Annotated in this window: 11 protein-coding genes; 5 read left to right on the forward strand and 6 right to left on the reverse strand. The window is 61.9% G+C overall.

The genetic code is table 11. The annotated features are described in order from the left end of the window. The first annotated feature begins 51 nt into the window (after positions 1-51). The 3 genes from CPI83_RS24140 (at position 52) to CPI83_RS24150 (ending at position 6,333) form a co-directional block, all read left to right on the forward strand. Complete coding sequence (locus CPI83_RS24140) at positions 52-3,420, forward strand: serine hydrolase (RefSeq protein ID WP_097387826.1); 3,369 nt, start codon at positions 52-54, stop codon at positions 3,418-3,420. 20 nt (positions 3,421-3,440) lie between these two features. Further along, positions 3,441-4,838, forward strand: a complete 1,398-nt coding sequence (locus tag CPI83_RS24145; protein ID WP_019747054.1) for a serine hydrolase domain-containing protein — start codon at positions 3,441-3,443, stop codon at positions 4,836-4,838. Positions 4,839-4,944: 106 nt separating this feature from the next. Then, entirely contained in the window at positions 4,945-6,333 is a 1,389-nt protein-coding gene (locus CPI83_RS24150) for a HAMP domain-containing sensor histidine kinase (protein WP_097387827.1), read from the forward strand. A 3-nt stretch (positions 6,334-6,336) separates the two neighbouring features. On the opposite strand, the gene CPI83_RS24155 is transcribed toward CPI83_RS24150, so the two are convergent. Beyond that, positions 6,337-7,011, reverse strand: a complete 675-nt coding sequence (locus tag CPI83_RS24155) for a response regulator transcription factor (protein ID WP_029537596.1) — start codon at positions 7,009-7,011, stop codon at positions 6,337-6,339. A 117-nt stretch (positions 7,012-7,128) separates the two neighbouring features. Here CPI83_RS24155 and CPI83_RS24160 point away from each other — a divergent pair, with 117 nt between their 5' ends. Beyond that, positions 7,129-7,962, forward strand: coding sequence for a phosphatase PAP2 family protein (locus tag CPI83_RS24160; protein ID WP_153213272.1), 834 nt, complete (start codon positions 7,129-7,131; stop codon positions 7,960-7,962). On the opposite strand, the gene CPI83_RS24165 is transcribed toward CPI83_RS24160, so the two are convergent. After that, positions 7,898-8,977 (reverse strand): ABC transporter substrate-binding protein, encoded by a 1,080-nt coding sequence (locus CPI83_RS24165; RefSeq protein ID WP_230091086.1) that lies wholly within the window; start codon positions 8,975-8,977, stop codon positions 7,898-7,900. The genes CPI83_RS24160 and CPI83_RS24165 overlap by 65 nt on opposite strands. A 99-nt stretch (positions 8,978-9,076) precedes the next feature. Between CPI83_RS24165 and CPI83_RS24170 the strand changes: the two genes are divergently transcribed. Beyond that, positions 9,077-9,532 carry a MarR family winged helix-turn-helix transcriptional regulator gene (locus tag CPI83_RS24170; RefSeq protein ID WP_019747049.1) on the forward strand — a complete coding sequence of 152 codons (456 nt, stop codon included), beginning with the start codon at positions 9,077-9,079 and terminating at the stop codon, positions 9,530-9,532. 6 nt (positions 9,533-9,538) lie between these two features. Here CPI83_RS24170 and CPI83_RS24175 read toward each other — a convergent pair whose 3' ends face one another. From CPI83_RS24175 to purD, 4 genes are all read right to left on the reverse strand, one after another. Then, on the reverse strand, positions 9,539-10,480 hold the full coding sequence (locus CPI83_RS24175; protein ID WP_019747048.1) for an ABC transporter substrate-binding protein: 942 nt from the start codon (positions 10,478-10,480) through the stop codon (positions 9,539-9,541). Positions 10,481-10,671: 191 nt separating this feature from the next. Beyond that, complete coding sequence (locus tag CPI83_RS24180; protein WP_029537590.1) at positions 10,672-11,505, reverse strand: AraC family transcriptional regulator; 834 nt, start codon at positions 11,503-11,505, stop codon at positions 10,672-10,674. Between the two features lie 110 nt (positions 11,506-11,615). After that, on the reverse strand, positions 11,616-13,184 hold the full coding sequence (locus CPI83_RS24185; RefSeq protein WP_020968539.1) for a GMC oxidoreductase: 1,569 nt from the start codon (positions 13,182-13,184) through the stop codon (positions 11,616-11,618). Positions 13,185-13,426: 242 nt separating this feature from the next. Continuing rightward, a complete protein-coding gene (purD, locus tag CPI83_RS24190) occupies positions 13,427-14,683 on the reverse strand; it encodes a phosphoribosylamine--glycine ligase (protein ID WP_021333105.1) in 1,257 nt (418 codons plus the stop codon). Between the last annotated feature and the right edge of the window lie 39 nt (positions 14,684-14,722).

Consider the following 14,722-nt stretch of genomic DNA (forward strand, 5'->3'; position numbering starts at 1 on the left):
GGAAGACAAAGCTTTACGTCTGCATCTATTTCTCCGATTCGAAGGATCTACATGACTGACCGTCCATTTGTTCTCGACGACCTCCACCGCGTGGTCACACCCACTGAAACCGCAATCTCGCCCGACGGCACCGTGGTCGTCTTCGTTCGCTCGGAAATTGTTGCCGGAAAGGCAACTACATCGCTCTGGGCAGTGTCCCGCGATTCCCAGGCTCGCCGCCTCACTGCGGGGCCCGCCGATTCGGCACCTCGGTTCTCTCCGGACGGAACCTCGATTGCCTTCCTCCGCAAGGTCGGCGACTCCGCGCAGCTGCACCTGATCCCGCTCGCCGGCGGCGAGGCCGAAACCCTCACCACAGCAGCATCACTCCCCCTCGGTGCCGGCGCACCGGTCTGGAGCCCGGACGGAAATGCCATTGCATTCGCCGCTGTGATCTCACGTTCGGACTCCACCGATCCGAATGCGCCCATCGTCACCGACCGACTCGGATACAAGGTGGACGGCGCCGGTTGGCTCGGCACCTTCCGTCGCCACCTGCACACCGTCGGTCTGGAGACGAAGGCAGTACAACGCCTCACCGACGGTGATTGGAATGCGGACGTACCGTCCTGGTCGCCCGACGGCACGGCTCTTGCCTTCACCGCGAATCTCGAACCGGACAGCGATCTGAACCTCACGTTCAGCGCTTACCGAATCCTCGTCGACGATCTGTCAGTTCCGCCGCAGCGACTCGGTCACGCCACCGGGGTGCAGGGCTCCACACTGTGGCACCCGCAAGGAGATTCGGTCGTCGCCATCGGCACCCCCGAGGTCCGTGTCGGAACTGCCGACCTGATCCGTCTGTCCGTCCCCGGCCCAACTGAGACACCGGTCGACGTCACCCTCACAGCTCATCTCGATCGCAACGTGATGCCCGGCGCGCCCGGTTACCCCGGTGGCACACCGGCACTGTCGAATACTCGCGACGAAATCGTGTTCTGCCTCCGCGATCGCGGATGGACGCATCTGTATGCAGCCGATATCGAAACCGGAACCTCTCGCTCCCTCGTCGCCAATCCCAACGAGGTCGTCTCGGCGCTCTCCGTTGCCCGTGACGCCCGCGTCGCCTCCGTCATCGTCACCACACAGCAGTCCTTCGGCGAGGTCGCACTCGTCGATCTCGACAGCGGCGCTGTCACCACGCTGACAAAATTCACCGCAGAAGCACTCCCCGAGGTGACCCTGTTTGCCGCCGAGGAGCGCGAATTCACCATCTCCGACGGCCGTACCGTGCACGGCTGGTTGCTGTCCGCTCCCGAAACTGATGGCGCTGCACCCCTTCTGCTCGACATTCACGGCGGACCGCACAACGCGTGGACCGGCGTTGCGGATACCTATCACCCCGCCCATCAGGTTCTCGCAGCGCAGGGCTGGCGCATCCTGACCCTCAATCCACGTGGATCGGACGGGTACGGTGCAGACTTCATGTACGCCGTCAACGGCGCCTGGGGTACCTCGGACCAAGCCGACTTCCTCGAGCCGATCGACGCGCTTGTCGCCGAGGGACTTGTCGACGGGGACCGACTGGCGATCACCGGGTACAGCTACGGCGGATACAGCACCTGCCACCTCACCTCGCAGACCGATCGCTTTGCCGCGGCGGTGGCCGGTGGGCTGATCTGCGATTTCAACGCCATGGCCGGAGTCTGCGATTTCGGTCCGCACCTCGCGTCGCTCGCCACCGGCACCACTGTTCCCGAGAACTCCGCGGGGCTGCTGGCAGCCTCACCGCTCGCCGCCGTGAAGAACGTGGTGACTCCGACGCTGATCCTGCACGGAAAGTCGGACGAGCGGTGCCCGCTGGGTCAGGCCGAGGCCTGGTTCGCCGCACTGCGCCAGCAGCATGTACCCACCCGACTGGTGGCGTATCCCGGTGCAAGCCACGGGTTCCTCGTCAACGGCTCGATCTCGCACCGAATCGACTACAGCACACGGCTCATCGAGTGGGTGAAGCGATACACCTCCGCGAAGCTGCCCAAGACCGGCCTGGCCAACGCATCTGCCGGCGCCGACGCGTGGAAGCGCTCACTGGACGTACTGTGTGAGCGTTACGGCGTCACCGGTGCTCAATTCGGTATTCTCACACTCGATTCCAGCGGCAAGGAAATCACCCGTACGACGGTGGCTTCCGGCGTGATCAATGCAGACACCGGGGTCGAGGTATCCACCGACTCCCTGTTCCAGATCGGATCCATCACCAAGGTATGGACCGCGATGCTGGTCATGCAGCTGGTCGACGAAGGCTTGCTCGACCTGGACGCGACCGTCCGGTCGATCCTGCCCGACTTCGCACTGCAGGACGAGGAAACAGCCGCCCGCATCACGGTTCGCGCACTTCTGAACCATCGCAACGGAATCGACGGTGACCTCTTCATCGACAAGGGTCGCGGAGACGACGTCGTCGAACGCTACGTCGAGGGCCTGCGTGACTTCCGTCAGGTTCATCCACTCGAGGACGGCTTCGCGTACTCGAATTCCGCGTACGTCCTTGCAGCTCGTATCGTCGAGGTTCTTCGCGGCGGTATCTGGGACGACATCCTCAAGGAGCGGATCATCGATCCACTCGGCCTCGCGCACACACTCACGTTGACCGGAGATACTCCGAGATACTCTGTGGCAGCGGGCCATACAGGGAACTCCGTCGTGATGCCCGTCTGGCCGATCACGCGCTCGATGGGGCCGGCCGGCTGCATCACTGCCAGCATCGGAGATCTGCTCACGTTCGCGGAACTCGGCCTTCTCGAAGGTCAGAGCGTCGACGGTGTGCGGATCGTGTCGGAAAAATCAGCCGCAGCGATGCGTACACCCGAAATCGATATCAGCGAACTGTTCCCGGACAAGTCGGGCTGGGGTCTGGGTTGGTTCCACGAAACCTGGTCGGGCGAAGAAATTTTCGGCCACGACGGCAGCACCATCGGGCAGCACGCATATCTGCGCATCTTCCCCCGCCACAATGTCGCGATCGCGCTGCTGACCAGCGGCGGCAAAGCAGACGGCCTCTATCGTGATCTCTTCACCGAAGCCGCGGCCGCATTGGTCGGACTCGAACCTCCGCAAGCCCTCGCCCCGAACCCCGCGAGTGTGGAGTCGATTCCGGATTCGGTTCTGGGTAAGTACAGCTCGGGCGGAATAGCAATCGAGTTCCGTCGTGGAGAGTCCGCTGACGAGGCTGTGATCACCGTCATCGGCGACGTCATCCCGAATCCCGAGGAAGACGAAACAGCTCCGAAGAAGCCTGCAGCGGTAGCCACTCTCGTACCGTCGCAGATCCCGGGGACCTGGACCACCCGTCAACCCGGGGCCGCCGGTTGGACGACGGTACGGCCGCACCGCGACGGCGTGTACGTCGGATTCCGCTTCCTACCACGGGTTAACGCGTGACGACGACCGATACACATACGATGACGGAAACACCGAACGCCGAAACACAGAACGCCAGCGAACTCGAGGAATCAAAGATGCAAGAACAGCTTCAGGAACTCGTCGACCAGTGGAGGGTCGAGGCAAACATCCCCGGCGTCTCGGTCGGTATCGTGCACGGCGACAAGGACATCGTCGTCACCAGCGGCATCGAGAGCGTCGAAACCCAGCTCCCGGTCACCGACAAGACGATGTTCATGATCGGCTCCACCACAAAGGTTTTTGCTGCAACAGCCGCGATGGCACTCGTCGAGGACGGCCTACTCGATCTCGACACCCCACTGGTCGAGTACGTCCCCGAACTGACCCTCGCCGACGACGAAGCCACCCGCACAGTCACGATGCGTCATCTTCTGACGCACACCGGCGGATTCACCGGCGACGCCAGCCTCTCGGCCGGCTGGGGTGAAGACGCCCTGGGTCGATCGATTTCACGGCTGAAGGAACTACGACAGGAATTTCCCGTCGGAGAGGTCTTCTCCTACAGCAACTCCGGATTCGTTCTCGCCGGATACGTCGTAGCCAAGATCAGTGGACTGACCTTCGAAGAGCTGGTCAAGCAGCGCGTTCTGGACCCACTCGAGATGAAGAACTCGGCGTTCCTGCCCTGGGACGTGATGACCCACCGGTTTGCACTCGGCCACTACATCCGTGAGGGTGAGCCGTTCGTGTCCAACGAGACCGGACTGGACCGCGGCATGACGCCCTGCGGTGGAATGTGGTCCTCGGTGCGCGATCAGCTCGTCTGGGCACGCTACGCACTGTCGGGCGAACACCCGGGTGAGGGACAGCCGCTCGACGAGTCCACCCGGTTGCTGATGCAGAAGCCGCAACGTCCCGCCGCGATGATGTTCGAGGAAGTCGGCATCGGCTGGCTGCTGACTCGATACGGAACCACACAGGTAGTGCGGCACGGCGGAAACGTCAGCAACCTCCAGGTCTCCGAGTTCTTGACCGTGCCTGAGAAGAACTTCGCCGTCACCGTGCTGACCAACGCACTCGGCGGCGGAATCGGCAAGAAGATCGTCGACTGGTGCATGGCCAACCTCGCAGAGTTGCCCGCGCCGGCATCTCTCGACGTGGTCGAGCCCGAACCTTCTGCCGTCGACGCCGTCCTGGGCAAGTACCAGGCCGGCAACCTGACCATGACCGTCGCCCCCGGTGACGAGGGAATCGGCGTCCGCATGGGCAGCGCGCAGGACCTCGGCGAATACGAGGACATCGTCTGGCCACCGGCGATCCCGATCGCCTTCGTCAACGACCTCGACTTCGCTGCTCGCGCCGACACCACGCGGACGTTGGGGCGCTTCGTCACCGATGACACCGGACGCGCCGTGATGCTCGAATTCGGCGGCCGAACCGCCAAGCGAGTGGCTTGATCCTCTAGACGGGTGACGCGGTCCGATTACGAGGCCGCGTCACCCGTCTTTGTATATGCACAGCCTTTGTATATATGCACAGCCGCGAAGGTACAGACTGGACGCCATGAACGTCATCGGCGAGTCGATTCTGCACCCGTCCCGGTGGAGCGTGCGCGCCCGGACGACCGTGGCATCGACCCTCGTGATCGCCTTCTGCTTGGTGATCGCCGGGCTTGCACTGGTTTTCGTACTGGCGAACTCCCTGCACCTGTCCGCACTGAACAGCTCCGAGGCCCGTGCCGCACAGTTGGTCCAGCAACTCACCGGGAAGAGCCCAGCCGATCTCGACCCTTCGCTTCTGTCCACCGACAGCCAGATCGGAATCGTGCAGATCGTCGACGCCGATCACCGAATCGTCGCCCAATCGCCTGGAACTGACAGCGACCTACTGTCCGAACGCATTCTCGGCCCTGACGAGTCGGACACCTATGGAAGGGTCAAGAAGTCCGACGACGAGGACTACTGGCTGATCGGACAAGGCGCTCAGACGCCGGCCGGACCGGTCACCGTTTTCGTCGGCGCCGACCGTGAACCGGTTGAAACCGTGGTGACCACCGTTGCCGTTCTGCTCGCCATCGCCGGGCCCCTGGTTCTTGGACTGGCCGCGTTTGCCACTTACCGCCTGGTGGGTTCGGCTCTCGCTCCCGTGGAACGCATCCGCGCTCGGGTTGCCTCGATATCGAGTGGGCGTCAAGGTGAACGAGTCCCCGTCCCGTCCGGGAACGACGAGATAGCCCGACTGGCAACAACAATGAACGACATGCTGGCGCGCCTCGACGAAGGCGCACTTGCTCAACAACGATTCGTCAGCGATGCCTCCCACGAATTACGTAGTCCACTGTCCACGATCACGACGGCTCTCGAACTGGCACACCGACGCCCGGATCTCCTCGACGACGCACTGATCGAAGACGCACTACTTCCCGAGGCGCGACGGATGCGGCAGTTGATCGAGGATCTGTTGATTCTCGCGCGCTCGGACGAAAGCGAACTCGAATCCATCGGTACCGTCGTCGACGTCGACCTCGACGACATTCTGTTCGCCGAGCAGAAGCGGATCGACGGTATCTCCGAGATCGCGGTCACCGCCACCGTTGCTCCGGTTCGCGTATCCGGAGACCCGAGGGCGTTGGCGCGCATGGTGCGAAACCTGGTCGACAACGCAGTGCGGCACGCCGAGACCCTCGTGCATCTCGAGTGTTCCGATGCCGGCCACGAAGCCCATATCGTGATCGAGGACGACGGGCCCGGAATCCCTGCAGCAGAACGCGAACGAATCTTCGGACGCTTCGTCCGCCTAGACCAGCCGCGGTCGAGGCAGGGAGGTGGCTCCGGACTCGGACTCGCCATCGCGTCGGAAATCGTTGCGGCGCATCACGGAACCATTTCCGTCAGCGAGAGGGTAGGCGGTGGAAGTCGATTCGAGGTGACAATTCCGCTACCGACCGATTGAAGATCAGGCAGTGCCGACAAAGCGGTACCCGATGCCTCGAATGGTTTCGATGCTGTGGGTTCCGAACGGGAGGTCGACCTTCTTACGTAGGTAACCGATGTAGACCTCGACGATGTTCTCGTCACCTTCGTAGTTGGTGTCCCAGACGGAGCGAACGATCTCGGTCTTCGTGACCACGACTCCGTTGTTGCGCATCAGGAACTCGAGAACGCTGTACTCACGTGGCGTCAGCGTCAATTCGATTCCCGCTCTGATCACCTGATGTTTGGCGGGGTCGAGGGACAGGTCTCCCACGGCGAGTATCGATGGACGCTGGGGAGCGCCGCGCCGCACCAGTGCGCGAAGCCGCGCGAGGAATACTACAAACGAGAAGGGCTTGACCAGGTAGTCGTCGGCACCGAGATCGAAAGCATCAGCGAGGTCGTATTCGCCGTCCTTCGCCGAGAGCATGAGGATCGGCGTCCACACCTCCCGGGCGCGTAGGTCCCGCACGATGTCGTATCCGTGTTTGCCCGGTAACATGATGTCGAGAACGATCACGTCGAATTCGTCGCTGCAGGCAATCGCGAATCCGTCGTCCCCGTTGAGTTCCACGGCGGTCACGAATCCCTCGGCTACCAATCCCCGCCGGATCGTCTCGGCCAGGCGTACTTCGTCTTCGACAACCAGTACTCGCACCACCGGCCCCGTTTCGTCGACACGCAGTTGTTCGGATGCACCCAGTAGAGCAGACGGTGGGCCCATGACCGAGTTACGTTCAGCGTTTCTTCAGCTTCTGATCGTCACACTGCATTCATGCCAGCAACTGTGTCGACCGTGCGAAACGTGGTCACCGAAGTCTTGACCGAGAGCACCACCGCAGAAATTGCGGTTGCCGCAATCGTGGTGGCAGCCGCGCTGTTCGCATTCGGTTCGATCTACCGGGCCTCCAGCGTTCGGTCAACAGCGCTCCGCGCGTCCGGGCTCGCCCTCGCCCTGGTGACGCTCTCGATCCAGGTATATCGAAACGGGTGGTTGACGAGCTTCGACGGGCCGGTGACCGACTGGATGGTCGATCATCGGAGCGGCGCCCTCAACCAGATCGCGGTCGCCGTCACAGATCTCGGTAGCCCGGTCGCCACCGCGCTGCTCGGGATCACCTGCGGAGTGCTCATATCGTGGCGAGCGCGTTCGGTTGTTCCAGGTTTGATCGTGATCGGAACCGTTGGCGGTGCGGCAGTCGCCAGCACGGTAATCAAAGCGCTCGTCGGTCGCGAACGTCCACCGACCAACATCCAAGTTCTTCTCGAGACCGGCCACTCGTTCCCGTCCGGTCACGTCACGGGCACAGCAGCGCTGTTCGGCATTGCGGTTCTCGTTGTGAGCGTCGACCGAACACCGGCCGTCAAACGACTTCTGATGCTGCTCGCCGTGACGGTCACCGTTGTCGTCGCGCTCACTCGCCTCTACTTGGGAGCTCACTGGCTCACCGACGTCGTTGCCGGAGCTGTCCTCGCGACGCTTGCCGTCACTGCGGGTGGAGCAGTCTTCCGGTTCGTCGGCACGCACAACCAGTCCGAATCAACTACTGCTGCAGTGCGCTCTGCAGAACCTTCAGCACTTCACGAGCCGCAGTCGGCCCGGTATTGAGGTAGAAGACGTCGTCGTCGACAGCAACGGCATGGTTGGCAATCACTCCACGTAACTGCGCCCACAACGGCGCGTTGGTCAACGTCGCCGGGTCCCCGCCTTGCACTCCGTAGAAGATCCAATCAGCGTCCGCCACGTTCAACTCTTCCTCACTGATGTCTCGGGAGGTGTCGTCGAATTGCTGCGACTCCGGACGCGTCAGGCCGGCATCCTGGGCGATACTTCCGGTGAACGAAGGAATACCGAAGATGCGCAAGCGATTTCCGTTCTGGCGGGTGAACGACACTGTCGTCGGCGATGAAAGGGACGAACCCAAGGCCGCGGCGTCGGCGTTGAACGTATCCAGCAGTGCCGTCGCCTGCTGCGTCTTACCTACCCCGTCGGCAACCAGCAGGAAGTCCTGCTTCCAGTTGACGCCGGTCCCCTGCGTTGCCACGGTGGGCGCAATTGCCGAAAGCTGGTCGTACAGCGAATCAGCATCCTTCCCTGCAACATTCATCAAAATCAGGTCAGGATCGAGCTTGACGATCGCTTCGAAGTTCGGTGTGAAGCGCCCACCTGCGTCGACGACATCACCTAGCTGGGCGCGGAATTCGGGGTATGCGGCCAACAGGTACGGCGGCACCAGGTCCGCACCGTCACCACGAGTCGAAGCCGCAGGAACGACGCCGAGAGATAAAAGCGCATCTGCTTGCCCGGTCGAAATGACGACAACCTTTTCGGGCTGCGATTCGATCGTGGTGTCACCTTTGAAGTGTGAAACGGTACGAGGGAATTCGCCGTCCGACTTTCCGCTCCCCATTCCAGCCGGGACTTCTCGCGGAGCGACAAACGCAGAGTCCGCCGGAGTCGACGCACTGATGTCAGTGTCTGTGGGCGAGGCGTCGCTCGAGCAGCCACTGAGAGCTGCCACCAATGTCAGTGCGCCGATCAGCATTACACTGCGTGACTTCTGTCCAAAATTCATGATCGTGTCCCGTACGTCGTGAAGCATGACAGCTTCATCTACCGTCATAGTTAGGTGACCCTACCCTTTGAGAAACTGTAAACTATATCTGTGTCAGATACAGTTTTGGGACGTGGATCACACGGGATCGATCGCTACTCTGATCGCGTGCCCACTGCGGAAGAGGCATCGAGATCACTCATCGCTGCGGCGTTCGAATTGCGTCGAGCGCTGCGTGAATACATGGATACGTCGGGTACCGACGCGACTTTGCCAGAGGCACAATCCGAGGTACTTCACGATGTCGCGCACCATCCCGGCACTCGCATCGGGGCCGTGGCCGATCGCCTCTCCAGACGCCCGAACACCGTCAGCACGCTGGTGCGCATCCTCTCCGACAAGGACCTGATCGAGCGGCGACCCGATCCCACAGACGGCCGGGTGAGCACGCTTTTCGTGAAGGACGAGCGAAGCGCGCGTCGGGACCGTCGGTCCGAACTACGCATCGGCGTCCTGGCCCAAGAACTGACAGCCCTCGACGAAGGTGATCTCGACACATTGACCACTGCCATCGGCATCCTCGACCGAGTCAATCGATCACTGCGAGTTCACGCACCGCGATGATGCCACTCAGGTGACTTTCGCACTCTTCTCGTAGACGTCGGCAAAACGCCTCATCTGCTCCGTGATGCCCGTCAGGCTGTACCCCGTACGCAGTTCTACCGAGGCAACCTGGCCCGAAACCACAGCCGGAAGCCTGGTGAACGTCGGCGAATTGAGCTCCGGTGCGTCAGACCACGTCGGCGGAATCAGGAGGAGATCGGCCGGAAAGACACCCGGCTCTTCCCAACTCGCTGATGCCCAGAAACCGTCCTCGCTGTCCAGCTTCGCGAATTCGACGCCCATCGTTTCGAGAATACTTCCGAGCGGAGTCCATCCCGGCACCGCGTAGTCAAGGCTCGACTCCAACGGAATCACGTATGCAACAGAGATATTCGTTCGCGATGTGGCCAATTCACGCACCCGGTCACCGAGCGCACTCAACTCTTCCCGTTTTGCCGCGTAGACCGGCGAGGTGTCGGTGCCGCCGATACCCTGGACCAACGAACTGAAGTTGTCCAACGCCGCTTGCGCCCCGTCGGTGATCTCGACACCTGCAATGGGAGCAACCTCTTCGACGCGAGCGATATCGTCGCCCCAGATGCTGCCGAAGTTTCCGCCGTTGTACGAACTCCAGATGTCGATGACCAGATCCGGGTCCACTGCCAGGAGTTTCTCGGCACTGATATCTGTGTCGGTCTCGCTGACATGGGCAATTCCACTGAAGTCGAATGCATTCAACGTGGATTCGTCGAGCCTGGAAAAGCCGATGATACCGACTGGAACGACCCCGTATTCGAGTAGCACCGGCGCGGTGTCCGCCGTCGCCACAATGCGTTCAGGGATCTTGTCGAGTGAAATCTGCTGACCACGCGCATCGACATACGTCCACGCATCACCGTCGGACTTCGCGTCGGTCGTCGAGGTGCCACATGCTGCCAGCACCGTCGAAAGTGCCACTGCCACAGCCATGAAGATGGCCCTGCTACCGCGTTTCGAACGCGGCGCAACAAAATCGATCACTTCTGCCCCATGCTGTCGAGCGGGTTTCGGGCGAACCCCGAACCCGGAAAGTAAAGTAAGCCTCGCCTACATGGCTAACGGTAGAGCGGATCAGGGGATGACGCAATCGCGGAGTTTTGTCAAAGAATGTCGAAATCGGATCAACGATCCGCGTTCTTTCGAAATGCCATCGGCGTGACACCGGTGGACTGTTTGAAAGCGGCGACGAAACTACTGGGCGTCGAGTATCCGATCTGCTCGGCCACGTCGGCGACCGCAACACCTTGGCCGAGTAGGGACATCGCCACGTTCATCCGAAGCAGCACTCGCCACTGGCCGAAACTCACGCCGGTGTCCACCTTGAACCGACGAGCCAAAGTGCTGGTGCTGACGCCGATCTCGTTCGCCCAGTCTCCGAAACTGCGTGGGTCCTCCGGATGAGACAACAGGTCGCGTGCAATCCGCCCGACCGGGCCCGAATCGGGGATCTTCATCGCTCCGCGCTCGTCGCCGGGAACGACGAGGTCGAGGAACACTCGCTCGGCGCGGCGCCTCGCGTCGTCCGACATCTCGCGAGCACTCAGATGCAGAAACAACTCGTAGAGTAGCGGCGTGCCGTGTACCGCAACCGGGTGATCACCGAGCGAAGGCCCCTGCCCTACAGCGCAATACACCGTCAGGAACTGCGCACCCGCGGCAACGCGCACCGAGTGTCGATGCAGTGCCGGTATCCACAGCCCTCGTCCCGGCAACAATGTCCACATCTGGGCGCCCGAGCGAACAACCACAATGCCGGAACGAGGGAACAGAATCTCGTTCGATCGGTGCGCGTGGGTTTCCCATGTCACCGGTTGATCAGCACTCGACGCACCACCCCACAGAACCAAATCTTCGGGCTCGTCGTCTAATTCGTGTTCGGATACCACCAGCTCGTCGCTCGACGGCACGCCCCACCGGAGCCAATCACCGTCGACCTCGGATTTTGTCCGCCTCACGTCTACATCCCTGGATCGACCGTCGTCTGTCCAGGTGACTGTAACCGCTGCCACGCAGAGCAGGTGCGGCAGGAAGTTGATCCCACCGCACCTGACCCCGAGTCGCCGCTCTAGTTCATGTCGTTCGCAATGATGTTCTCGATGTTCCGTTCGGCCAGAGCGGTGATGGTGACAAACGGATTGACTCCGACATTGCCCGGAACGAGGGATCCGTCCATGACATACAGTCCCGGGTACTCCGGCAGACGACCGTAGCCGTCGGTCGCCTTGCCAAGCACACAACCGCCGAGGGGATGGTACGTCAACTGGTCGCCCCACGTCTGCACCGGACCGAAGAGGTCGGTCCGGTAGATCGTGCCTTCCTTTTTGTTGATCTTGTCGAAGAGTTTCTTCGCCATGTCGATCGACGGCTGGTTCTGCGAGCGCTGCCAATTCAAACCGACTTTGCCTGTTGCCGAGTTGAATTGGAACTGAGCACGTTGCGGATTCTTGGCAATCGCCAAGTACAGGCTGACCCACAGTTCGGTACCGGCTGGAAAGGGCGCGATTTCCGCGAACACAGGAGCGGATGTGTCAGCCCAGTTGTCGATACCCATCACGGGGATCGCCGACTGCTTCGCGCCGGTGGCGTCCCACATGTGATTGGCGCGACCCACCATCACGTTGCCGTTGTGCCCCCATTCCTGCCCAACCGCACCCGGCAAATTCGCCAGCTGCCCTTGTGCTTTCATCGCGACCAGGAGCTTACTGGTGCCGATACTGCCGGCCGCGAAGAAGACCTTGTCCGCGGTCACCGTCTTGGTGCCGACGGTGTTGCCCTGCTCGTTGATCTGGTTCATCACCACTTGATATCCACCACCGGTCGCGGCCGGCGCAACCGAGGTCACGACGTGCAGCGCCGAGATCGTGAGCTTGCCGGTGGCGGATGCCGCAGCGAGGTACGTCTTGTCCAGAGACTTCTTTCCCGCGTTGTTGCCGTAGATGACCTCACTCACCAGGGCAGACTTGGTGACCTGACCAGCAGCTTCCTGCTTCATGTAGTTGAAGTCGTAAACATTCGGCACGAATGTTGTTGTGTAACCGGATCTCTCAGCGGTCTTTCGCCCGGTTCGTGCAAACTTGTAGTACTCGGTCGACTCGAACCAGGCCGGGTCGATGTTGTTGACTCCGAGCGCAGCGTTGGCCCGCGGGAAGTACGTCGAGTACATCTCGTTGGAATCGACCCCGGGCAGGATCTCTTCGAAGTAGTTGCGCTTGGGTGTGACGGCCATGCCGCCGTTGACCAGCGACCCGCCGCCGACCCCTCGGCCTTGGTAGACCTTGATCCCGCCGAAGTCCTCGGCGTCGAGAACGCCGACGTAGCGGCTGATGTTCTTGTCCACCGAGCCGCCGGAGAAGTGCGAAACCGGTTGAACTGTACGGTCTCTGAGCCAGAAGGAACGTCCGTCAGGTGAGAGCATCGGGCAGAAGACCTTGCCGTCGGACCCCGGTGTGGTCCACGACTTCCCCATCTCGACCATGTGTGTGTCGATGCCGGCCTGCGTCAGCCGAAGTGCCGCAACGGCTCCGCCGTACCCGCTGCCGATCACGAGCGCAGGGACACGGTCTCCGTCGCTCAATGCTCGCCTGGGCGCAGCGGCGGCCGTAGTCCACGAGGACGAGAGCGCAGCGGCGCCCACAGCTAATCCTGTTGCTGCCAAGAAGTTTCTACGCGAGAGCGTGGAATTGGTACGTGCGTGCCGTTCGTTGAATCCAGCGCGAATGCTCAAGTGTGCCCTTCTCTTTCCGTGACCCCCGCGCTGAGATATACCGGGAGAAACCGAACGAGAAGTCCATACTCGTGGGTAACTTCGAGGAACCGTTGATTTTCCATGAAAAGGGCCGATGAACAGAAAGTTCACCGGCCCTCCGAAAGAACGAGTCAGGGAAGAGAGATGCGCCCTTCGACGGCGCCGAGTCCGATGTCCGTGCGGAAATGACCGCCGGGAAGCTTGACGTCGGCGATCTTTGCGTAGGCGTCGTCACGCGCTTCGGTCAGATCCTTGCCCACTCCGACAACACTCAGCACACGCCCGCCGGCCGAGACGACGGCTCCGTCTTCACGCTTTTTGGTACCGGCATGCAGGACTCCGTCGGCGTCGGCTCCGGTGATCACGTCGCCGGTGCGGGGGGTCGCCGGGTAGTTCTCGGCAGCAATCACGACCGTGACAGCGGAACCGTCGCGCCACTGCAACGGACCGACCGAATCGAGTGTTCCGGTCGATGCCGCATTGAGTAGACCGCCCAGCGGCGTTTCGAGGAGAGCAAGCACGGCCTGAGTTTCGGGGTCACCGAATCGGCAGTTGAATTCGACGACGGCCGGGCCGTCGACACCGATCGCGAGTCCGGCGTAGAGAAGGCCGGAGAAACTGCTACCGCGTGCGACCAACTCGGCAGCGACGGGCTTGACGACGTCGTCGACGATCTGCGTGACCATCTCGTCGGGCAGCCACGGCAAGGGTGTGTACGCGCCCATACCGCCGGTGTTGGGTCCGGAGTCTCCGTCGCCGACGCGCTTGTGGTCCTGAGCCGGGAGCAGCGGGATCACGGTTTCACCGTCGACGAGGCAGAAGAGCGAAACTTCCGGACCGTCGAGGAAGGATTCGAGAAGAACCGGGTGCCCGGTCTCGAGCAGTTCAGCGGCATGATCGCGCGCGGCGAGACGATCCGTCGTGACGACTACGCCCTTGCCCGCGGCCAGCCCGTCATCCTTGACCACCCAGTTGGGACCGAAGCGGTCGAGTGCTTCGTCGAGCTTGGCCGGATTGTCGACGATCTCGCTGTGAGCGGTCTTGACGCCGGCGACAGCCATCACGTCCTTGGCGAAAGCCTTCGAACCCTCGATGCGGGCGGCGTCGGCCGAAGGCCCGAAGCAGGCAATACCTGCTGCGCGCACCGCGTCCGCGACGCCGAGGACCAGCGGAACCTCGGGTCCGATGACGACGAGGTCGGCTTCGACCTTCTGGGCCAGCGCGGTAACCGCGTCACCAGAAGCTACGTCGACGGGGTGCTGCTCGGCGATTTTTGCGATCCCGGCATTGCCAGGCGCGCAGATCAGGGCCGTGACACCTGGATCGCGAGCAAGAGAGAGAAGGAGGGCATGTTCACGGGCTCCGGAGCCGATTACTAGTACGCGCACGGGGAACAGACTACGGCCTGCGATAACAGCGCTCTCGGA

Origin of the sequence: Rhodococcus sp. H-CA8f (genome assembly GCF_002501585.1) — a bacterium.
Taxonomy (GTDB): Bacteria; Actinomycetota; Actinomycetes; order Mycobacteriales; family Mycobacteriaceae; genus Rhodococcus_F; species Rhodococcus_F erythropolis.